14 protein-coding genes are annotated in these 23,780 nt (G+C 40.7%); 7 read left to right on the top strand and 7 right to left on the bottom strand.

Annotated features, from left to right (window positions below; genetic code table 11):
• Nucleotides 1-123: 123 nt before the first annotated feature.
• Nucleotides 124-885 (bottom strand): type I methionyl aminopeptidase, encoded by a 762-nt coding sequence (gene map / locus B4Z90_RS00840; protein ID WP_286801184.1) that lies wholly within the window; start codon nt 883-885, stop codon nt 124-126.
• A 336-nt stretch (nt 886-1,221) separates the two neighbouring features.
• Here map and B4Z90_RS00835 point away from each other — a divergent pair, with 336 nt between their 5' ends.
• Nucleotides 1,222-1,857 carry an NAD(P)H-dependent oxidoreductase gene (locus tag B4Z90_RS00835; RefSeq protein ID WP_070565384.1) on the top strand — a complete coding sequence of 212 codons (636 nt, stop codon included), beginning with the start codon at nt 1,222-1,224 and terminating at the stop codon, nt 1,855-1,857.
• Between the two features lie 67 nt (nt 1,858-1,924).
• Here B4Z90_RS00835 and B4Z90_RS00830 read toward each other — a convergent pair whose 3' ends face one another.
• Nucleotides 1,925-4,336 (bottom strand): TonB-dependent siderophore receptor, encoded by a 2,412-nt coding sequence (locus B4Z90_RS00830; protein WP_286801182.1) that lies wholly within the window; start codon nt 4,334-4,336, stop codon nt 1,925-1,927.
• A 248-nt stretch (nt 4,337-4,584) separates the two neighbouring features.
• Nucleotides 4,585-6,822, bottom strand: coding sequence for a glycosyl hydrolase family 95 catalytic domain-containing protein (locus B4Z90_RS00825; RefSeq protein ID WP_286801181.1), 2,238 nt, complete (start codon nt 6,820-6,822; stop codon nt 4,585-4,587).
• A gap of 515 nt (nt 6,823-7,337) precedes the next feature.
• On the opposite strand from B4Z90_RS00825, the gene B4Z90_RS00820 reads away from it, so the two are divergent.
• From B4Z90_RS00820 to B4Z90_RS00805, 4 genes are all read left to right on the top strand, one after another.
• Nucleotides 7,338-10,094, top strand: a complete 2,757-nt coding sequence (locus tag B4Z90_RS00820; RefSeq protein WP_286801179.1) for a DUF1553 domain-containing protein — start codon at nt 7,338-7,340, stop codon at nt 10,092-10,094.
• A 173-nt stretch (nt 10,095-10,267) separates the two neighbouring features.
• Complete coding sequence (locus tag B4Z90_RS00815) at nt 10,268-11,767, top strand: DUF1501 domain-containing protein (protein WP_046674607.1); 1,500 nt, start codon at nt 10,268-10,270, stop codon at nt 11,765-11,767.
• 4 nt (nt 11,768-11,771) lie between these two features.
• On the top strand, nt 11,772-12,644 hold the full coding sequence (locus B4Z90_RS00810; protein ID WP_286801178.1) for a sugar phosphate isomerase/epimerase family protein: 873 nt from the start codon (nt 11,772-11,774) through the stop codon (nt 12,642-12,644).
• Entirely contained in the window at nt 12,641-14,053 is a 1,413-nt protein-coding gene (locus B4Z90_RS00805) for a c-type cytochrome domain-containing protein (protein ID WP_286801177.1), read from the top strand. The genes B4Z90_RS00810 and B4Z90_RS00805 overlap by 4 nt, the downstream gene beginning before the upstream one ends.
• A 313-nt stretch (nt 14,054-14,366) precedes the next feature.
• Here the strand turns inward: B4Z90_RS00805 and B4Z90_RS00800 are convergent, their stop codons facing one another.
• Genes B4Z90_RS00800 through B4Z90_RS00790 form a run of 3 tightly spaced genes read right to left on the bottom strand, consistent with a single transcriptional unit; the run spans nt 14,367 to nt 18,838 of the window.
• The gene (locus B4Z90_RS00800; RefSeq protein WP_286801176.1) at nt 14,367-15,665 is read right to left on the bottom strand and encodes a hypothetical protein; all 1,299 of its coding nucleotides are present in this window, start codon (nt 15,663-15,665) and stop codon (nt 14,367-14,369) included.
• Nucleotides 15,666-15,695: 30 nt separating this feature from the next.
• Nucleotides 15,696-17,450, bottom strand: coding sequence for a class I mannose-6-phosphate isomerase (locus B4Z90_RS00795; RefSeq protein WP_286801174.1), 1,755 nt, complete (start codon nt 17,448-17,450; stop codon nt 15,696-15,698).
• A gap of 50 nt (nt 17,451-17,500) precedes the next feature.
• The gene (locus B4Z90_RS00790; protein WP_286801173.1) at nt 17,501-18,838 is read right to left on the bottom strand and encodes a sugar porter family MFS transporter; all 1,338 of its coding nucleotides are present in this window, start codon (nt 18,836-18,838) and stop codon (nt 17,501-17,503) included.
• 93 nt (nt 18,839-18,931) lie between these two features.
• Here B4Z90_RS00790 and B4Z90_RS00785 point away from each other — a divergent pair, with 93 nt between their 5' ends.
• Nucleotides 18,932-19,666: a GntR family transcriptional regulator gene (locus tag B4Z90_RS00785; RefSeq protein ID WP_286801172.1), complete on the top strand. Its 735-nt coding sequence runs from the start codon at nt 18,932-18,934 to the stop codon at nt 19,664-19,666.
• A 64-nt stretch (nt 19,667-19,730) separates the two neighbouring features.
• Here the strand turns inward: B4Z90_RS00785 and B4Z90_RS00780 are convergent, their stop codons facing one another.
• Nucleotides 19,731-21,065 carry a hypothetical protein gene (locus tag B4Z90_RS00780; protein WP_286801170.1) on the bottom strand — a complete coding sequence of 445 codons (1,335 nt, stop codon included), beginning with the start codon at nt 21,063-21,065 and terminating at the stop codon, nt 19,731-19,733.
• A 353-nt stretch (nt 21,066-21,418) separates the two neighbouring features.
• Here B4Z90_RS00780 and B4Z90_RS00775 point away from each other — a divergent pair, with 353 nt between their 5' ends.
• The gene (locus B4Z90_RS00775; RefSeq protein ID WP_286801169.1) at nt 21,419-23,749 is read left to right on the top strand and encodes a GH92 family glycosyl hydrolase; all 2,331 of its coding nucleotides are present in this window, start codon (nt 21,419-21,421) and stop codon (nt 23,747-23,749) included.
• The last annotated feature ends 31 nt before the right edge of the window (nt 23,750-23,780 follow it).

The raw sequence follows: 23,780 nt of genomic DNA, 5'->3' as shown, positions 1-23,780 counted from the left end.
TCCTGATGTAAAGGGTTGATGCACTATACCACAAGTTTGGAGTCTTGTTTAAAGAAAATAGGTCTTTTCGATAGCTTTCAATAATTTGCTCGAAAAGACCTCTAAGTATCTTCTTATGACTGGTTAGTAAATTGCATTCTGTGCAGTTAATATAACGGGATAGCCATCGGTAATGAGAATCGTATGTTCGTGTTGTGCCATGAATCCACCCTTGTCCCCAACCATTGTCCAGCCATCGTTGAGTTCGGTTGCGTATGTGGAGGTCGTTGAAATAAAGGTTTCAATAGCAACAACGGTATTTTTTCGAAATCTTCGTTGGTCGAAGCGGTTTTTATAGTTAAGCAGTTCGTCGGGCTCCTCGTGCAGACTTTTTCCTACACCATGTCCCCCAAGGTTCTTGATGACTTTATACCCTCTTTTTTTAGCCTCAGTTTCGATTAGATGCCCAATATCCGCTATTTTCACACCACCACGAATATTATTGATTGCCTTTTGAAGAATTTCTTTCGATGCATTGACCAATTTTTCGTGTTCAAAGATGTCCTTTCCTATAACAAAGGAACAACCATTATCAGCCCAATATCCATCTAATTCGGCAGATACATCGATATTGATCAAATCGCCTTCTTGCAATATCCTTTCCGCCGTAGGTATTCCGTGGCAAAATTCGTTGTTTATACTGATACACGTGTAACCTGGGAAATCATAAGTGAGAGCGGGAGCAGATTTTGCACCCATGCTTTTTAATATTTCGGCTCCATATTCGTCAAGCTCCTTCGTGGACATGCCCTCTTGAGCATATTCTATCATAGCCTTTAAGGTGATGGCAACGGCATCGCTCGCTTTTTGTATGCCTGTTAGCTCAGTTTCATTCGTTATAGACATCGCTGATGTTTTTATTGTTGAGCATGAAAGCTCAGTTTTCTATTTTGTTAGGGTATTACCACCGAGAACAAATAGTTCAAGGTCATTTTGTTATACCGGATATAAACCAATACAAAGGTCTTAATAAAATTGAATAAAATAGGCATTTATTTGCGATTAGAAGTAAATATACTGTGTTTTGGCTTTAAAAGTTTAGTAATAAATGCTGAATGCCAGTCTGTTTTTGTCCTAGTTTTTATTGTTTTATTTCTTGATTTTGATGTTTAGACATTTATTTTTTTATGTATCTTTATATAACTTTATGAAATTGCTATTGATCATTTAAATTAAAACAAAATGGCTTTATTGGATACTCTAGAATGGCGTTATGCCACAAAAAAATACGACCCTACAAAAAAGGTCGCTCAGGAAGATTTGGATAAGATTTTGGAGGCAGCACGGATGGCACCTAGCTCTTCTGGACTTCAACAGTTCCGTGTAATTGTGATTACGAATCAGGAATTAAAAGAAAAAATTGTGCCTGTGGCTTGGGGGCAACAAATAGTGGCTGATAGTTCACATCTATTGGTGTTCGCAGGATGGGATAGATACACCGACGAACGCATTGATAAAACCTTCGACAAGATGAATACCTTGAGAGGTTTACCTTTAGACAGCACTGACGAGTATAAAAATAGGTTGAAAGGCCAATTAGCAAGTTTTACAGAAGAACAACAAGCGGCACATGCGGCGAAGCAAGCTTATATTGCTTTTGGTTTGGCAATTGCGCAGGCAGCAGAACTAGGCGTTGATGCGACGCCTATGGAGGGTTTTTCAAATGCCGAATTGGATGAATTACTTGGTTTAGACAAGCTGGGATTGAAGAGTGCGGTTATGCTTCCGTTGGGTTATCGGATGGAAGAACAAGATTGGTTGTTGAAGCTGAAAAAATTTAGACTTCCAAAAGAGGAATTTTTGATTGAGCTCGCATAAATTGTAGTTCACGTTAAAAAAAGCGTTTCCACCATTGTCGAAACGCTTTTTTTATAGAAAAATATTTTTAAAATTGATAGGCAAAACTTCCAAGTATATTTCTAGGCATTTGTGGGTTTACCGTTGTCCATCCTTTGAAATAAGTTTGATTTCCTAAATTGTTTGCTTTGAAGGCGAATTCAAAATGTTTAAATCCATAAGATAGACTCGCGTTCAGGAGTGTGTAAGACGGAAGGGTAAATGTGCCAGTTGCAACACTATTGGTAATTACATTTTCACTTGCATAATTCATTCCGATACCAAATCCTAGTCCTTTTAGTTTTCCTTGCTGTAAGCTATAGTTTGCCCAGATGTTGGAAAGATGTTTAGGCCCAGCTTCTGTCGGACGTAGGTTGTTGACATTCTTGTCTGCTTTAGTCATCTTACTATTGTTATAACTATAGCTCATAATGAGGTTTAGACCTTGAATAGGGGCCAATGTTACATCAAAGTCAACTCCCCGGCTCAAGCGCGTTCCGTCCTGTACACTAATATTATAGGTTTGTCCGTCAATGGTGACTATGTCAGGACGAAGCATATTATCTACTGAAATGTCATAGTAACTTGCTGTCAGGCCTAATTTGTTGTTTAAAAGGTCTAATTTGACTCCGGCTTCCCATTGTTTGGCTTGTTGGGGCTTGAAGTCTCCCGAGATGCTGGGATGTGGCTGTACAACTGGAGATACATTTTTAAACCCATTTTGATAATTGGCGAATAGTGATACCTGACCTTTTACAGCTTCATAAACCAAACCGAAACGGGGTGAGAACGCAGTCTGATGGTAAGTCCCAGTTGTTGTGTCTTTATCGAAGTTGTAGGTTCCTTTGTTATCAAAATAATCCATACGCAACGCTAGGTTTAGATGTAGCTGCGACGTGAGATCCAATACATTTGAAACATAGGCTCCCAATACTTGATTTCGACCTCTATTGTTCGTTTTGGCTGCCGTTGAAGCGCTTATGGATGCGTCAATGGTTCCTGCATTAAATTTATAGTAATCTGGATCATCTATTGCTGTGTTGATCTGGTCTACAAGGACATAGGGCGAATTATGTGTTTCTGTTTGCTGGTATAAATAATCCAGACCGACAAGTAGTCTATTGCGAAGCTCACCGATATGAAAATCACCAATAAAGTTCTGTTGAGCATTGATATTTTTTGCAGCATAATTTTGTTTACCAGCATATCTGTCAATAAGTGTGTCATTGCTGTTTTGTAGGTACATCACATATTGAAAGTAGCCATCTGCCTTCCGGTTGTTCCAATTTACAGTGGTATTGGACGTCCACCGCTCATTAAACCGGTACACTACATTTCCGCGGAGGTTGGTGGTTGGGTTTTTGAATGTGACGTCGTTAGCAGTATAGGACTTATCAAAATCGAATTGGAGTGCCTCGGGGATTCTGGCAAATAATTGACGTGAACGATTGAGAAAAACCATCAGTGGATTAGTAGCCTTGTTTTGGTAAAGTTCAACATCGAGTTGGATATCCAGTTTCTCGTTTGGTTTATAGGTTAGTGAAGGTGTAATAAACACCGACTTATTAAATCCTGCGTCTTGATAGGTACCTGTATGGGATAATGCTGTATTGATTCGTCCGAGCAATTTTTTATCTGCTGTTAATGGGCCATATATATCTGCCGTAAGGCGATGTTGTGCGAAACTTCCAAAAATATAATTTACCCGACCGCCCACGGTATCTAAAGGTTTTTTCGTGATATTATTGATTAATCCACCGAAACCAACAGCCGCACCGCCATATAATGAACCAGAGGGCCCTTTAATCACTTCAATTGTTTCGAGATTCGCAGGGTCTGGACTTGTACTGGAAATACCGACTACACCATTAATCATGGCAGCCTGCGTACTAAAACCGCGCAACGTGTAGTAACTAACACCGTCTCCGGACCGTCCAGTCGCCGACCAAAGCTTATCAATTCCTGAAACGTTGGCTAATGCATCATCATAATTTGTATTCACCTGACTTTTTAGCAACTCTTTGGTAACGACAGCATACGACTGTGCGTTCTCCATATTTTTCAGTGGCATTTTGGAAACATATAAACTCTGTTTCCGTGTGAATTTGTTATTTCCTTTACCATTAATAACGATCTCTTGCAGTGTCGCTTGATTTTCAATTAAGTAAATATCAGGAACCCTATTTTTACCGTCCGTAATTTCGACTTCCTGCTCATGTGGTTGAATACCTATGGCTGAGATGGCTAATTTTGCCTGACCCGGCTTAAGTGATTTAAATTGATATGAACCATTAGATCGTGTAGAAGTTGTTATGTTTTGCGGTTGTAGTCTGACGGTTATCCCTTCAATGGGCTTTCCGTCGGACGAAAGGATTTTACCCAGTATTTCTGCTTTGTGCTGTGCTTGCGCAAGTAGAGCTCCTGGGACAAGCAACATAAGGTAGATGATGACGCGATTCATTGAATATTTTATTTAGATTAATTATAAACAGAGGTAAAGTTATTGGTCCTATTGCATTTTTCAAAGGATTATCTATTATTTTTTATAATCATTCTAAATAATGTAATGTAACAATGCAAAGAACCCAAATTATCGCTTCGGATGATTTGGGTTCTTTGCATTGTTTGCACGCTATCAGCTGACTTAAATTGACTGTATCGGTACTGTGTAAGGTGTTTTTTTAATTTGGTAAGGCAAATCCATTGTTTTTATAGGCTACATAGGTTGACTGTTTGTCCCTTTTTTAATTTCACATATTGTATGGTGTTATCTCTCTGTATGAGCTTCTTAGTGCTGATGTGCATGAGTGCCTTGGGTTCAAAAATTCGAAAGGTACCATCTTCGGTAGCAGTTATTTTCAGCAGAACAATTTTATTTTCTTTTTTTTCAGCGCTTACGATAAATCCACCCATCGTTCTCAAATTTTTGAAAGACGCTGTTGCCCATTCAGCAGGTAAAGCCGGAAAAACTTCTACATAGTTATTTTTGCTCTGAATGAGCAATTCGTGTATTCCTTGTGCAAATGCAAAGTTACCTTCTAAGGTAAATGGTCGATACGTAAAGTCTGAATATTGCCCGCCTTTTTGGTCGCCATTCAAATGAAAGGAATTGGAGGAACAAAAGTTCTGCGCAAATTTTCGAAGATTGGTTACGGCTTCTTTTCCTTGTTTAGCGCGCGCGTGTAAACAAGCCATCCATGCAAAGGAATAACCAACCCACGCACGTGTACCCAGTTTTTTAATGTGATCTAGGGAGCTCTCAATGAGCTCTTTTTCATGCGGATTATTGATGTCTAATAAATCCAATGGATAAATTGCCATATAGGGAGACATGTGACGGTGGGAATGTTTCATTGGAAGATTTACAGCAACTTGTAGCCCAGTTTCATCGGTCGCATAGTGAGGTAGTTGCGCCTTGCATTTTAACCAATTCTCTGCTTCTTGCGGTTTGCACATTGCTGTACTCACCTCTGTAGCAGCCTGGAAAAGAAAATGCGCTAAACTAAGATCGAAATTAGTCCAATTGTCAAACCATGCTGATACACTATTGTCGTTGTATTCGGGACTGCTGCTCAAGGGCAGGTAACGGCGTTCATTTTTAAGTGTGGTTATATTTTTAAGGTAAGTTGCAGATTCCATGATATAGGGATAGGCTTGTTCTTTTAGAAAGGTTTTATCCATGCTATATTTCCATTGCCAATAAAAATGCTGGGCCGCCCATGCACCAATAGTAGGAGAAAGAGAATACTGAATCCATCCACCCATAGGGTCTCCATTTAACGTGAGGACACCGGGTACATTCAGCCCATCGACACCAAAATATTGCTTTGTAAAGTCCTTGTTTTTTTTGCGGATCTTCCAGAGCCAATCCGTATAGCTTTTGGCTTCGGCCAATCTATTTCCCGAATAGGCTGGCCAGTAGCTTAATTGTGTATTAAGGTCATTGTGAAAGTCGCCTTTCCAAGGAGGAAGACCACCATTATCCGCCGTCCACACGGCCTGAAGCGTAATTGCTGGAGCACCTTCTCTTGCGACAGCACCGAGTTTATACATATCAAGATAATATTGTTTTTCAAGATTTTTATCAGGAATGGTTATACTTGATTTGGACCAATAGTTTGACCACCAATGCAAATGGTTTGCTTTTTCTTCGGTGTATTTTTTGAGGGAAAGTGCAGATGGGGTTGCCTTTTGATCATTGACGATTGTCCAATAACCAATCAGCTTTTTAGCTGATATTTTTTCCCACTTCAATACAACTTCAAAAAAATGATCATCATACGTATTTTGGTGCAGCACTTCATAGTTGCTGGTGCGGATTATATTTCCTTGCTTATACCCTAATCTTGCTAAATCTTGACCTTCGACAACGCTTTTGTTTTCGTCTTTGTTTGTGTTATTTTCATATTGATGTGGAATTAATTGAGGTAAAAGGTCACTAACATTGTTTCCTGTGATTTCAAAATAGCCAAATGGTTTATAGGCATGTATGAAGGTTTTTAATATCCTACCATCTTTAAATCTAAAAATATTGGTGGCCTGTTCCAGATCAAGTACGTTTGAAACGACAGTGCCAAATTTCGCCAAGTCAAAGAACAGCGACGCTGCTGGAAGCTTAGTGGGATAGGGGGATCTGTCATAAGGAGCGTCTCCCCACTGTTGTACAATGCCGTAGCTGTTGTTTTTTATTTGTTGTTGGACCCAATTGAAATTGTGGTTTTCTATTGCAAAGGCCTTTCTTTCGTCCCATAGATCTGCGCGATCAAGTGAAAATCGAATCGTATTGTCTTTTTTCCAAATCAGTGCACCCAATTGACCATTTCCCAAGGGAATGGCTTCATCCCATCGCGAAGCCAACTGATCGAAATGGAGGTTGTTGTCAGGTGTTGGTTGCCCGAAAGAGAACAGGGTAAACGAACAGCATAGTATTAAATAAAGATATTTCATAATTGAAAGGGTTAGCTTGTAAATTTAAAACTCTGGATGGGGAGGTACTGACACTATTGTTACTTTTTTGCATACTATTTTAGCAAAGCGATGGCCCTGATACTGGAATCACGTTTAAGCAAATTTAACTGAGATGTATGCAGTGTATGAAATCAAAAAAGTGAGTTCGTATCGAAATTGTTATACTTTTTGAGACGAAAGAATATGGTATAAAAGTACCGTTTTTAGGGTCTGCAGTTTAACCGAAAAAAGTACATCATGCTGTTTTAAATCAATCTTTTGAGCAAGTGGGAATATAGTATCCAGAAAACCTTGCAAGAGCAAAGGGTAATATTGTTTATGTTTCTGTTAATCCAGTTTTAGTATAATCCAGTGTTGTTATCTAATTTTATCCTACTCGAAACTAGCACATTTATCGGATAGTTTCGGCTCCGCTTAACGAAAAAAACAATCATTATTTATTTCGTTGTAGTGCATAAACCTAAAATATTATAGAGTAGATATATCCCAATGCTATGAGAAAAAAGATTGTGGTGCTAACATTATTGGCGCTTGTGCTTATTGGTACGAGCATTTTGACCTTTGGAAAGAAAGAGCCAATTGATTTTAGCGCTGATGTTAAACCGATATTGAATAAACATTGTATCACATGCCATGGTGGGGTTAAAAAAAATGGCGGACTGAGTTTTCTTTTTGAAAATGAGGCCTTCGCCAAAGCCGAGTCTGGCAAACCAGCAATTATTCGTGGCGATGGCGAACATAGTGAACTGGTAAAGAGACTGATTTCCGATGACCCTGAATTGCGTATGCCTTACAACGCCCCTAAACTGAACGATGATGAAATTGATATACTCAAAAGATGGATCGATGAAGGTGCCAAATGGGGAGAGCATTGGGCATATACTACGCCCAAGGATACTGAGGTACCTAAACCTTTTTCATTGCTCGGTATATTTGGTGTCAAACCTAAAGGGGTGAACAATACGATTGATTTTTTTGTTTTGGATAAGATGAAGGAGAAGAAATTATCCTTTGCTGATGAGGCCGATAAAGCACTGTTGTTACGGAGAGTGTATTTAGATCTGATTGGTATTCCACCCACGTTGGCAGAAATTCAAGCCTTTGAAGCAGATCAGCGTGATGATGCTTATACCTTGCGTGTAGATAGTTTGCTGGCGTCGCAGAAATATGGCGAAAAGTGGGCGAGTTGGTGGTTGGATATGGCGCGATATGCAGATACGAAGGGTTACGAGAAGGATGGTTCGCGCACGATATGGTCCTATCGGGATTGGGTCATTAAGGCCTTGAACAAGGATATGCCTTATGATGAATTTACGATTGAACAGCTCGCTGGGGATTTGCTCCCGGAGCCAACCAAGGATCAACTTATCGCAACCGCCTTCCATCGCAATACCATGAATAATGATGAAGGGGGGACCGATAGTGAGGAATTTCGGATGGCTGCGGTTTTGGATCGCTTAAATACAACCTATCAAGTATGGTTGAGTACAACCTTCGAATGCGTACAATGCCATAGCCATACTTATGATCCCTTTAAATTTGAAGAGTATTATAAATCGTTAGCTTTTTTTAACAACACCAGAGATGAAGACACCCAAGGTGATCATCCTAAACTTCGTTTTTATACGGCACAAGATGAAAAGCGAATTGACAGTATAAAAAGGTGGTTGTCGACTACGGGAAATACAAGCTTGGTAAAATCAACAGATCTATTCCTTCACACTCTTGAACCCAAAATACATGCGCATTACAGCGATCAAATAGTAGATGGTGCGCTTTATGATACGAAATGGTTGGGGGTTAGAACTGGAGGATCGGCTCGGTTAAGGGCAATAAACTTGGATAATAAACAGCAATTTTTTATGAATTTCTGGACAGGCGCGGTAGGTGGAAAATTAGAAATTCACGTGGATAAACCTACAGGACCAATTCTCGCCGTTATTGATTTGCCGAGTACAAATGGAAGACAGGTTATTCAGTCTCCCATACTCCCGACTCGCGGTGTACATGACTTATATCTGGTTTTCAAAAATCCATCTGTGGCGCATGGGCAGCCGATCTGCATGATTGAATGGTTTGCATTTCGTGAGAACTTTCCACATGAAAAGTCACTGGATAATATGAATTTTCAAAAGACTTTTCTCCAGTTGGTCAACATGCAACCCGAAGGTGTGCCAATCATGATTGAAAATCCCAAAGACATGCATCGTAAAACAAATGTATTTATACGTGGTAACCGTCTGTCTCTGGGGGCGGAAGTACAGCCTACAGTTCCGGCTTCACTGAATAGTTTCCCGAAAGGCGCTCCGCGCAACCGTCTGGGGTTTGCGCAGTGGATTGTCAGTAAGGAAAACCCCTTGACAGCACGAACCTTAGTTAATCGCGTATGGGCACAGCTATTTGGCCGGGGCCTAGTTGAACCATTGGGAGATATGGGCACTCAGAGTATCCCGCCAATTCACCGAGAGTTATTGGATTACCTTGCCCTAGATCTGATGAATACCAAAAAGTGGAGCGTTAAAAAACTGATCCGCGAGATTGTCTTATCCGGAACGTATAAGCAGTCCTCTAGCTTGAACAATTCCAATTTTGAGAAGGATCCACAGAATTATTATTTGGCAAGGGGACCTCGGTTTAGATTATCTGCCGAACAGATTCGTGACCAAGCTTTAGCTGTAAGTGGATTGCTCAGCAACAAAATGTATGGACCAAGTGTAATGCCCTACCAACCGGATGGGGTATGGATGACTGTATATAGCGGTGAGTCCTGGGTGAAAAGTACTGGAGAAGATCAATACCGAAGGGGCATCTATACGTTTTTAAAGCGTACGAGTCCTTATCCGTCTTTTGTTTCTTTTGATGCTTCTAGGAGGGAGGTTTGTTTGGTCGACCGTATTCGCACCAGTACACCGCTGCAAGCGCTTGCCACATTAAATGATCCTGTTTATCTCGAAGCGGCTAAACATCTGGGGACTATTATGGAGAAAGAGGGAAATGGAAACCTTCGGAACGGTATTCGTGTCGGTTATAAACGTGCCATGTTGAAGGATGCCGATGAAAAGAAACTCAAAGAGCTGGAACATCTTTATCAAAAGGCATTGGTTGATTTCAGCAAAAAGCCTGATTCGGCAGCCAAATTTTTGAATGAAGATTTAGCAAAAAGCAATGTAATGGTCCTGCCTTCAAAAGCTGCCTACATGCTTGTTGCGAATGCAGTGTTGAATTTGGACGAATTTTTAACGAAATCATAAATATTGAAATGATAAATATGGACCGAAACTTCTGAATAAGGACTATCGTATGAAAACGAAGTCTTTATTGAGAAGGTTAGACCTATAAAATAGTAAGAATATAAACCGAAATGAGCTAAAGCTGCGCACTAAAATTTTAGAGACACAGCTCGTTCATACGTAATGATAGTCAGATGAAAGACCTAAATAAGCTAATAAAAGAAGCGCAACAATTTGAATTGCAGGCTGTCACCAGAAGACATTTTCTAAAAGATTGTGTGGCCGGTATCGGCGGTATTGCTTTGGGGAGTTTGTTAACGAGTTGTAATGGATGGGGACAGTCAAAATCAGCAGAAAAGTTGGATCTGAATGCACTCAATCCACTTGTGCCCAAGCCACCTCATTTCCCAGGTAAGGCTAAAAGTGTCATTTACCTGCATATGGCTGGCGCTCCATCACAATTGGAGTTATTTGATTACAAGCCTGCCTTGCAGAAATTACATAATCAACCTTGTCCGGAGTCCTTGCTTGCGGGAAAGAAATTTGCTTTTATTCGTGGGATTCCAAAAATGTTGGGACCACAGGCTACTTTTAAACAGTATGGAGCAAGTGGGGCTTGGGTATCAGATCATTTGCCTCATTTTAGTAAAGTCGTTGATGAAGTGAGTTTTCTGAAGGCTGTGCATACCGATCAGTTCAATCACGGCCCGGCCCAATTGTTTATGCATACAGGAAGTGCCCGTCTCGGTCGCCCTAGCATTGGTTCATGGGTAACTTATGGTCTGGGATCTGAAAATAGCAATTTACCCGGTTTTGTTGTGTTAACATCGGGAGGTAAAACGCCTGATGCTGGTAAAAGTGTCTGGGGAAGTGGATTTTTACCATCGGTATACCAAGGTGTTCAATGTCGTTCAAAGGGTGATCCCGTATTGTACATTGCCGATCCTGAAGGAATGGGAAGGGGTATGAAGCGTGATTTGATCGATGCCATAAATAACGTCAACAAAACAGAGTACGATACCTTTAAAGACCCCGAAACCTTGTCGCGGATCGCACAATATGAGATGGCTTATAAAATGCAGGTAGCCGTACCTGAAGTGATGGACATCAATAATGAACCGGCTTATATTCACGAATTGTACGGAACAGAGCCTGGTAAGGAATCGTTCGCCAATAATTGCCTATTGGCTCGGAAACTCGTAGAACAAGGGGTGAGATTCGTTCAGTTATTTGATTGGGGCTGGGACAGTCACGGTACAAATCCAGCAGATTCGATTGATCTCGGTTTTAGAAATAAATGCCGAGAGATTGATCGACCAATGACCGCATTAATTATGGATCTAAAGCAACGTGGTTTGCTGGAAGAAACACTGGTGGTGTGGGGCGGGGAATTTGGGCGCACACCGATGCAAGAAAATAGGGACAACAGCGACATGCCATTCCTGGGACGTGATCATCATACCGATGCCTATACCATCTGGATGGCAGGTGGAGGAGTTCGTAATGGTATAAGTTACGGTCAAACCGATGATATCGGGTTCGCCGGGGTAGAAGGGCGTAGTTCTGTACACGATGTCCATGCGACCATGCTTCATCTTTTGGGTTTTGATCATGAGAAATTTACATACGATTTTCAGGGAAGACCATTCCGATTGACAGATGTGGAGGGTGAACTAATTCAAGCTATAATTTAAAAAAATGAAACAATTTCTAGTATTAATTTTATTTATGAGCAGTTTTCTATCCATGACTGCCCAGCAGTTGCACATTAAATATTATTGCACCAATTGGGGAAATAGTGATTCCTGGGATACGTTCTGTCTCCGTGTGAAAAATGCAGGTTACGATGGTGTTGAATCCTGGTTACCTGGTAGTCCCAAAGAGCGCAAAGAGATGATCGATGCATTACATAAACATGGATTGAGTTTAGGGTTACTTTCAGGGGGATCTGGTGGAACTTATGAGGAATATAAAGAAAGTTTTAAGCGTAATTTGGATGAAGCAGCACAGCTGAAACCCGATTATATTAATTGCCATACAGGTAAAGATTATTACTCGTTTGAACAGAACAAAACATTGATTGAGCTTGCTGATGCAGCTAAAAATAAGTACCGTATTCCCGTTTATCATGAGACACACCGCGGAAGATTTAGTTTTGCAGCCCATGTAACAAAAGAATATTTAGAGAAGATTCCGACGTTACAACTTGCGTTGGATATTTCGCATTGGTGCAATGTACACGAATCAATGCTTTCTGATCAGACCGAGGCCGTAACAAAGGCACTGTCCAGAACTGAGCACATTCATGCACGCATTGGGCATCCCGAAGGACCACAAGTCAACGACCCCGCCGCTCCTGAATGGAAGAGTATTGTTGCACAACATTTGGCCTGGTGGGATAAAGTTGTTGCTAAACACAAGGAAAATGGGATGAAGTTATTAACCATAACAACCGAGTTTGGCCCAGCGGGTTATTTACCCACATTGCCATTTACACAACAACCGGTGGCCGATCAGTGGTCAATCAATGTCTATATGTTGCATTTACTCAAAGACAGATATAAAGAATGATGGTTTTCTTTGATGAATTATTGGGCTTTTCGGGACGATTTCATCCTCTTTTGGTCCACCTACCGATCGGCATATTGTTGTTGGCTTTTGTTATGGCAATTATTGCGCAGTTTAAAGGCGGAGCTATGTATTTGCCTGCTATTAAGCTCTCCTTATTCCTAGGGACTATAGCCGCCATAGTGGCTGCTTTATCGGGTTATCTGCTTTCACGAAATGGAGGTTATGAGGAGGATGTACTGAGCTATCACAAGTGGTTAGGAATTGTCGTGGCGTTGAGCAGCTTATTATTGTGGTTTCTCTATCGTAAAGAATCTTCTGCTGCATTTCGCTTTTGGCTTTTTTTTCTCGTAGTAATCATGATTGGGGTCACTGGACACTATGGTGGAACATTAACGCATGGAAAGGGCTACTTTGTCGAAGCTATGCCAGTGGCACTAAAAAAGCTGTTTAAAACGGAAGAAGATAAAGAGGAGGTTCTTATCGTTCAAAATGCACAGGAAGCAGAAGCCTATAATGGAATTATTCAACCTATTCTTAAACAGCGTTGTCAAAGCTGCCATGGGCAAAAAAAGCAGGAAGGGGGGCTGGCATTGGATACAAAAGAGAATTTGTTAAAAGGGGGAGAGAATGGCACAGTACTGCATGCAAACGATTCGAAAAAGAGTGAATTATATGCCAGGTTGGTATTACCTGAGGGACATAAGAAGCGAATGCCACCTAAAGGTCGTACTCCGATAACTCCTGATCAGATCAGACTGATTGCCTGGTGGATAGATCAAGGAGCCAATTTTGATAAAAAAGTGCGTGAAATACCACAAACGGAGGAAATCGCTCATTTGTTGAAAAAATTGGAAACAGGGGAAAAAGACACTCCATCGGTATTATATGCAGATTTACCTGCGGCGCCAGCTTTGCCAAAAGATAAAATCGATGCTTGGCAGGCTAAGGGTATTAAGATCATCCAAGTTGCAAAAGATAATAACTTTGTGTTGGTTAATGCCATTAATTATCCTCAATTTAATGATAAGGACCTACAGGAATTATTAAGTATTAAGGATAATATTGTACAGCTGAAATTAGGAAATACAGCTGTTACAGATCTTGCTTTCTCAATATTTTCGGCAATGCCGAGTCTTTCCCGCCTACATCTAGAAAATACAGAAATTTCCGATGCCGGATTGAGCCAGTTGAAAGGTCTGTCAAAATTAACGTATTTAAATCTGACGGGAACAAAAGTTACCTCAAAAGGTCTGTCAAAACTGAACGACCTTCCGAGTTTAAAAAACGTCTATCTCTATAAAACCGCAAATCAGGAAGTCGCTACGATAAAGCAGCTGAACGCTAAGATTAAGGCAGATACCGGTAATTATAGTTTGCCTTTTATTGAAACCGATACAATCAGGTTTTGAGCTGTTGTTGGAATTGCTGGCTATACGCTGGAAATCCGCGATCCGAATGAAATATTATTGTATAATTTAACGATTGGGTAAGATGGGAAAGTTATTAAGGAACATAAACAGGATATCTTAGCAGATGTGAAGCGAATGTATAAGGGGAATGAGACAAAATGCGCTAGAGTGGGATAGGAGGAATAGGAATAGGAATAGGAATAGGAATAGGAATAGGAATAGGAATAGGAATAGGAATGCGGAGGTGACGATTTCAAATAAAAGAGCAGCAAGGAATTTCCTGCTGCTCTTTTTACATCACGATAAGCTGTTTTTATTTCGTGCCAGCACCTTCTAATAACTCGATGGCATCGTAAAGGACACCTGCTTCACCTCTAAAAGTTCCAGAGCCCTCTGGTTTGTTATCTTTTGTGTACCATTCATAAAATCCTTTGTTTTTGATAACACGGGCAAGCATCGGCTGTATTTGCGCATAAGCTTCCTGTTGAAAGCCATTTTTAACAAGCTGCTGAATCATACGACCACCAAACCAGGTCCAGTCCCCACCATTTTGATAACCGTAAGGATACATGCCTTTGTTCTTAAACGAGCCTGCCGGATAAGTTGGGTACACGGTAAGTCCAATAGTTGCTGCACCAGCATCTTTTACATTTTTAATCATTTTATCCAATGAAACTTTTATTTGCTCTTTGCTGAGCAAATTAGCCTCAATAGCAATTGCTGTTCCACCATGATAATAGATTTGATTTTCATCAAAATCAGCCGCAAATGGAGAGCCTTTGATATAAATATGGGGAATAAACTTTTGGTTCTTTTCATCCCAAAGGTGTTTCATGGTATTACTTGCTATAGACGCTCTGATTTTTCCCCACTTTTCTTTTTTCTCAGGGAAAAGATCCATGTAATTGTCAAGCGCGATCAAAAACATTGCATTGTCGTAGATGTCCAAAGCAATATGCGAATTTTCATCCAGGTGGACACCCCAATCGTGTTCAGGTTGAACGTCACCCCAATCGACTGTAGTTGCGCCCCAAAGTAAACCATAAGTAGCATTATAACGTTTGTCCAATAAAAATTGTAAAGCATGCTCCATGCGATCCTTTACAGCCGCATTTCCAATTTTTTCATCGAGAAAAGCCTTATCTTTCGTTGCAACGATATATTTATGTACCGCTTGGATCAAAGAAGACTCCTGGTCCGTTTCAACTGTATTTTTGTGTGCTGCATAATCAGGAGCTAAGGGACTAGTGATGGTATAATAGTCCGATACGCCATTTTTTAAGCTGGATTTTTTGACAAAACCATCGGCAATATTACCATCAGGACCTTGTAGCTTAAAAAACAAAGCTAATTGATCTTTGATCTGTTCATGGGGATGGACTTTTGTTGCTAAGGTGATAAATGTATTGTAATCTCTAATCCACACCTCACTGTATCCATCCCCCGCATTGAATCCACTTTTAATGACGTTCGTAGCCATATCTTTGACAAGATTGAAGCTGCTGTCTTTTTGGATGCTGTCCTGTAAATTGCTTGTCGAAACCTTACCGCCAGCATTTTGGCAGGACAGTAATAGGAGAGACGAAGATAACGCAAAAAATAGAGTTCTCATTGTGCTGTTAGTTTATAGTAAATGGTTTGATTAACATTTGGATTCTTTGACAAAAGATTGGATAACCTTTGCCTTATCGTTTCCTAAATTACGCAATGTATAGGATCCGGCAGCAGCAGGAACAGCAAAAGTCTCAGCATAATGAAAGACTTTCTTCATGCCATTTGCTGTCGTCAGCTCAATTGCCTCCCCCTCCACAAGCATCATGATGTGACACTGTCCTTGTGTTTCAATTGCAACATCCTGATCGAATTCGTATCTAAAAACATCGTAGAAATGATCTTCATGCGTTGGCAAATGTATTCTTGTTGCTTGCGCATCAAGGGCTACTTCAGTGGGCTGAGCAAGCAGCGTGTTTTTTACGACATCACCTTTTCGGCTAAAATTGAGGTTGGCGAATGCTCTATCAATATTTAATGGGCGTGGTTTCCCATCTAAATCCGGACGCACCCAGTCGTACATTTTAAAGGTATAATTGTAAGGTGTTGCACTGATTTCGAGTACGAGATTATTCACGCCGGAAGAATGTACAGTACCATGTGGTATCAAATACAATTGGTGTTTCTTGGATTCGAATTTTTGAACGTATTGCTCGATATCCATGGCTGTTCCGGTATGGAAGCTCTCTTCTAAAGCTGAGCGAAATTTGTCTGCATCAATGGATTGCTGAAAGCCCAGATACACTTGTGCGTCCTCTTTTCTATCAACGATATAGTATGATTCGTCCTGTGTGAAGTTTTCTCCAAATTCTGTTTTTGCATAGGCTGGACTAGGGTGACATTGAATGGATAGGTTGCCGCCATCAAAGGTATCCAGAAAATTGAAGCGTATCGGGAATTCAACATCGAAACGTTGCTGGGCATGACCAAGCACATTGGCACTTTCTTGAAACATCAATTGATCAAATGAAATTTCGAGTGTATGTCCATCTGCTTCGAGCAAAATGCCATTCTCAGGGACAATCATTTCGAAGGACCACGCATAGTTTTTGACATGCTGATCTATGCCTGAAAGGTGCTCTTTCATCCACTGTCCACCCCATACGCCGGGTTCAAAAGTTGGTCGTACGCGGAAGTAATTTTGGGACATGGCCAGCAAAGTAGCATGTAGATTCTTCCCTGTGATCCATGGTAGGTTTTGGGACGATTGTTGATCGGCAAGAATTTCGACACGGGAAAGGATAGACCTTTTATGTCTATTCAATATTTCCCAATCGACAAAATAGTAACGTTTGTAGGTTTCCTTTTGATTGGTCTGTGTTGAACAACCTAAGTTTGAAGCTTCTCCCGCACGCATACGTTGAATTAGCACGTTTTTGGGCAGATCAATAAACATCAGCTGACTAGACGTATCGACTAATGATGCTCCAGGGCCATAAAAGATGGTATACTCAGCTTGTATTGATTCGGCGTTTGCTCGTATGGTTTGAAGGTCCGCAAGCTTTTGGGTGTCAAAGTATTCAATGAGTTGAATCCCGGCCTTTTTTCCAAATAATGGATCGTCGCCACCGAGGTATGGTGCGACAAGCTCCTGGATCGCTGATTCAGTTTTTAAAGCTGAATCCATGGCAATAAATCGTGGAGTTACGCCCTGTTTTTCAAATTCTTGCTTTAGCTTGGGGATGATTGTAGCCCAGTCAACACCTACAAAACCATCAATGCTATGTATATTATGTGTAATGAGATGTGCAGCAAGATCCGTGTAGGAATTTGATAGTGTTCCTTGAACCGGAAACGTCGGTGTGATTTCGTACTGAAAAGGTTTTGTTTGAGTATTAGAATACATATAATGTAATTTATTGCAAATGAATGATGTTGGATTAAGTCGCTTTTTGCTTACTTGTTTGTTGATTTTTTATTGTGCTTTTCAATCCAGAATTTTTCGATCTCTTCCAAAGGTTTACCCTTTGTTTCCGGAAGGAATGCAAGTACAACAAGGAATGCGATGGCACAGAAAAATGCAAACAACCAGAACGTATAGCGGGCCCCCCAGGAAGCGAGTAGAATGGGTGTTAGTTGTCCCACGATAGCATCGGAAATCCACATCACCATAATACTGATACCCATGGCACGAGCCCGGATGGCATTTGGGAAGATTTCGGCCGCCACAACAAATTTTAGCGGGCCAATGGAAAAAGCAAAGAAAAATAAGAACGAAAGTATAGCGATAATCAATGCGATATTATTGACTTGACCTTGATTAAAAAGATATCCAGTAACCAGCAAACTCAGGGTAGCACCTACCGTTCCCAAAAGATATAAGGGACGTCTACCCCAATTGTCAACCTTCCAGATGGCAAAGAAAGTAAATAACACATTGGCGGCTCCAAAGAATAGTTGAGCATGATAGGAATTATTTAATGAAATACCAGATTCAAGCAATATGCTCGGACCATAGTAGACAATTGCGTTTATGCCACTGAGCTGTGAAAATAAAGGAAGGAATAAGCCCAATAGGAAGGCCTTGCGATAAATAGGCGAGAAGAGATCACGTAGATTTCCCTTCGAGGAAACGTTGCCGACCTCTTGTATATCCGATAGTCCTAATGCGCCACTGATCGCTGCTACTTCCGTGTTCCGCCCATTTTTAGATAGCCAACGTGGACTTTCAGGAATAAAGTAAACTCCGATGCATAACAATAAAGCCGGTACTGCACCAACTAAAAACATAGTTCGCCAGAGTTCATTTTGCTGTGCGGAGCTATATTCGAGAATCAAATAATTGCTGATATACGCAAAAAGGATCCCGAATGTAATAGCGAGATGGTAACAGGTGACTGATCTTCCTCTAAATTTACTTGGCGATATTTCAGCGAGATATAAGGGCACAACGATTGAGGCTATTCCAACACCCAAGCCCCCAATGCTTCTACTTGCAATTAATATGCTATAAGAAGGACTGAATCCACAGCCAATTGCTGAACATAAAAAGAGCAGGGCCGCAGTAACAAAGGCTGGTTTTCTGCCGTATTTATCTGTTAATGGTCCTGTGAAAAATACACCGACAATACAGCCTAGCAGGGCTGAACTGACAAAAACGCCCTCTTGAGCAGGAGATAGTCCGAAAAATTGCTTTACTAACGGCAATGCACCTGCAATTACAGCCATATCGAAACCGAAAAGGAGTCCTCCAAGTGAAACGATACATAAAATGATGATAAATCTCTTTGACATCTGCGGTTTATATTAATATGTATATACATACAAACATATATCTATTTTTTTAATTATGCAAAAAATCTTATTTTAGCACAAGCAATCCAACTGATGAATTTAAAAATAGATCATAAAAGCCCTGTTCCGCTGCATATACAAGCAGAGAATCTGTTACGCGAATTAATTAAGCAGCCTGAATATATAGAGGGTAAGTTATTGCCCAACGAAATTGAATTAGCAAAAAGATTGGCAATTTCCCGTTCTACTTTGCGTTTGGCGATCAATAAACTAGTCTACGAGGAGTTGCTCATTAGAAAGAAGGGAATAGGCACGAAGGTGGCTAGTTCCAAATTTAGTTCCAAATCCAAGAATTGGCTGAGTTTCTCACAAGAGATGAAAAACCGAGGAATTGAGGTAAAGAATTTTGAGCTTCACGTCAGCTGGGTTGTTCCGGACAAAGCAGTCTCGAAGTTTTTTAATGTAGATGAGGAGCAAAAGCTATTAAAACTAGAACGTCTGAGAGGAAAGAAAGATGACCCATTTGTTTATTTTATCTCTTACTTCCATCCGCGTATAGGTTTAAACGGCGATGAAGATTTTAAGAGACCTTTATATGAGATCTTAGAAGCAGATTATCATGTCGTTGCAGATCTTTCTCAGGAAGAGCTGGATGCAATGGCCGCAAATAAATTTATAGCTGATAAATTGGAGATTAATATCGGTGATCCTATTCTGTCCCGCAAGCGCTTTGTATTTGACCAATCTGGGAAGCCGATTGAATATAATTTAGGGTTCTACCGCGCGGAAAGTTTTACCTATACTGTCGAAAGCAGAAGAGATTATTAGGGAATTCACTCATCCTTTTTGAATGGATTAATTGGATGAGTGAATAGCTAATTTATTTATTCTTTTAATGATTCTTTTCCAGGGTAGTTTCAGCCCAGCTTTCTAGGAGAGCTATTGCTTTATTCAGCACGCCTGCTGAACCTTTGAATTTTCCTGATCCACTGGGTACGTTATTTTGACCATACCATTCGTAAAATCCTTTGTTTTTCACAACCCGATCGATCATCGGTTGGAGTTCGGTATAGGCTTCCTGATAAAAGCCATTTAAAACGAGTTGCTGGATCATCCGCCCGCCAAACCAGGTCCAATCACCACCATTTTGGTATTGGTAAGGTTGAGCCATTCCGCCAATGAAAAATCCGACGGGATAGGTTGGGTACAAGGTCAATCCAATACTCGGCATGCCAGATAACCGCACGTTTTCAAGCATTTGTTTGTTGACTGTTTTTATTTCTGAAGGTGTTAGTAGCCCCGCTTCTATAGCGATGGCGGTGCCGCCATGATAATGGATCGTATTTTCATCAAATCCTTTAGGAATAGGTGATGTCCTAGGGTATATGTGCGGAATGAATTTTTGTTTTTTCTTATCCCATAAATAACGTCTACTGTTCGTTTCGAGACTCTTTTTTAATCCTTTCCATTCCGCCACCTTGGGAGAGTTGGGCTGGATATCAATCAATGCCTGCAATGCAATAATAAACATCGCGTTGTCATAAATATCGATTGCCTCATTGGAAAGTTGGTCATTCCAATCACAACCAAAGCTGTCGTTGGGCTGTACATCTCCCCAATCTGCTGTCATCGCACCCCAAAGTAGCTGATACTTTTGGTTGAACCGTTCCTTTTTCAGATAATCCAACATAAGTTGGATACGGTCTTTTACAGAAATTCCACCGATAGACTCTTCCAAGATACTGTAATCCTTTGTTTTTATTATGTATTTACCCAACAATTGGATGAGTGACGTTTCCTGGCCGGTTTCTACCGTGTTTTTAAAACCCACATGATCAGGAGCGTTTTTTGAATAGTAGGGTGTATCATCATGCCAGGTAAAGTCTTTCTTTAGTACATAGCCGTCTACCATTTCGCCATTGGGCTGTTGCATCCTAAAAAATACTAAAATAGCCCCTCTAATGTCCGCTTGGGACCGCTCTTCCAATGCGGTTTCGATGAATGTATTGAGATCTCTGGCCCAAATTTGTGAGTAGCCACTTCCCGCATTGAAACCTTCTTTGATGACCTCTCGGGCAAGGCTGTCCACATATTTTAGGTTTTGATCCGCTAGAATGCTTTTTGCTAACTTAAGTTGCGCGATACGGTCGGATTTTGTTTGTTGTGCTGATAGTTGGGTTCCGAGTAACAGAAGTATTAGACTAAAAAATGTGGTGTTTTTTTTCATTGTGGTTGTATTGTAATTAATTAGGATTGACAAGTGTACCTGTCAATCATTGGTATTTATTTCAACGTTAATTTGTATTTATTTCAGGCTTGTGATCGAAGATCAGCCGTTCGATGTGTATTTTTTTGAATTTATTTACTGGTTATATTTTAATATGTATGTACAATCAAAGTTATGGAAAAATGTCAGTATTTAAGCTTTAATAGTGTTTTATTTGATTAGTATTTAAAATTTTACAAATTTAGGCGTTGCGATGCAATCTGTTAAGTCGTTAAATTAAGTAATAAAATCTAACTCATGTTTATACATACTCTATTTTTTTGTAAGTTTGCTGTAGAACCTAATTGAGAACAATGGTAAAGCGTATCATTTATTATTTTTGTAGTTTATTTGTGAGTACGGCAGCTGTTTCCGCACAGCAGAAAACAGATTTGACCGTTTTTGTAAAACCTAATATTGGATCCGTCCATAGTCGGTATTTCTTTTATACACCAGCAGCCGTACCTTTTGGAATGGCTAAGCTCGCTCCGAGCACAAATGGAAGCTATGGGAACAAGTCGGGCTGGGAGGCCTTGGGTTATGACGATAGGCATACCTCAATAGAAGGCTTTGCTAATTTTCACGAATTTCAGGTAGGCGGAGTGGTATTTGCACCATCCGTCGGAAAATTGAAGACAATGCCCGGTCAACTTGATCGTCCAAAAAGCGGTTATCGTTCCGATTTTGACAAGAAGGATGAATTTGCCACTTCTGGCTATTACCGTGTCATGCTAAAAGATTATAATATACTTGCTGAGCTTACGGCAACGAAGCGTGTCGGTTTTCACCGCTATACTTTTCCAAAAACGGAAGAAGCCAACCTTATTTTCGATATTGGCCATGTGATGGGGGAAAGTGGACCGGTCGTTGATGCCGAAGTAAATTATGACAAACAGCACGTCTGGGGATATGTGGTTACCAATCCTGTATATGTACAAAAATATCAGCAGGGGGCTACGGTCAAAATGTTTTTCTTTGCGGAGATCAACAAACAACCGAAGTCTTTTGGGACATTTAGAGATTCTATAACTTTTGACCAACATACGCGCATAAAAGGAAAAGGAGCTGGAGTATATCTGAAGTTTGGCACTGAAGCAGGCGAATCAATAGACATCAAGACGGGTTTATCTTATACTTCTGTAGAAAACGCACAACTGAATTTGCTTAAAGAGGCGAAGGATATGTCGTTTGATGCTGCAAAGAATAATGCCTTGCAAACCTGGAATAGTGAACTGGGAAGAATTTTGGTGGAAGGGGGCAAAGCGGACGACCGCATTAAATTTTATACGGGATTGTATCATGCTTTACTTGGCCGTGGGCTTGCAAGCGATGTAAATGGTGCATATCCCAAAAATGACGGCTCGGTAGGGCAGATTGCCCTAAATAAGCAAGGGCAACCGATTCATCATCATTATAATACCGATGCTATCTGGGGCGCATTTTGGAATTTGACACAGTTGTGGTCTATTGCGTATCCAGACTATTACAACGACTGGATTCAGAGTCAATTGTTGGTCTATCGCGATGCAGGTTGGTTAGGAGACGGTATTGCCAACAGTAAATACGTTTCGGGTGTAGGAACTAATTTTACGGGTTTGGCAATCGCAGCGGCCTACAATGTCGGTATTCGTGACTATGATATGAATCTTGCTTATGATGCGGTACGCAAAAATGAATTGGAAGCGAAGGACCGTCTGCCTGGAGCAGGAAAGTTAGATGTGGGAGTTTTCGTCCGCAAAGGCTACTCACCTTATATAAAAGATGATCATGGCAGTCCCGAATTAATGACCAATGGATCTCCTTTTGGCGCTTCGCATACCTTGGAATATGCTTTTTCCGCTGGAGCGGCTGCGCAATTTGCAAAATCATTGGGGCGTCAAAAAGACTATGTTAAATTTCAGGAATTATCCAATGGATGGCGCAATCTGTATGATGCCGAGACGAAGTTTATGCGGCCAAAGGATAGTACTGGACGATTCATTTCAAACTTTAACCCTTATGAACCATGGCGTGGATTTCAGGAAGGAAATGCATGGCAGTATACGTTCTATGTTCCGCATGTCCCACAAGAATTGGTTAAACTCGTTGGAAAGGATCTGTTCAATCAGCGGTTGGATAGTATCTTTACGGTGTCGCAGAAGAATGTGTTTGGAGGTGGTACACAAATTGACGCCTTCGCAGGGATTGAAAGTCTTTATAATCACGGTAATCAACCGAACCTGCATATCTCTTGGCTGTTCTATTTTTCTGGTAGACCTGATCTGAGTCAAAAATGGGTACGGGCAATTTGCAATGAGTTTTATGGTAACGATGCGATACATGGCTATGGCTACGGACAAGACGAAGACCAAGGACAGCTTGGAGCATGGTATGTCTTGTCGAGTATCGGCCTATTCGATGTCCGAAGTCTCACCACCGAGAAGCCCGCACTTCAGATAGGCGCGCCACTTTTCGATCGGGTAACGATACAATTGCCGAAGAAATTAAGAAAAAATAAATTTATCATTCAGGTGAAGAAAGAGCAACCCAATAGTTCTATTGTTGATCAAGTTCGGTTGAATAATCGCCTGTGGAAAGGTTGGCAACTTCCTTTTGAACGTTTGGTGGAAGGTGGGATTTTAGATCTCAAGTTGAAAGGTGACTAAATATAAGATAAAAAGAGGCTGTCTCAAAAAG

The organism is Sphingobacterium sp. UBA5639, assembly GCF_002421245.1.
GTDB lineage: Bacteria > Bacteroidota > Bacteroidia > Sphingobacteriales > Sphingobacteriaceae > Sphingobacterium > Sphingobacterium multivorum.
Note: the sequence above shows the minus strand (reverse complement) of the source record. Positions and strands in the feature narration are given on the sequence as shown.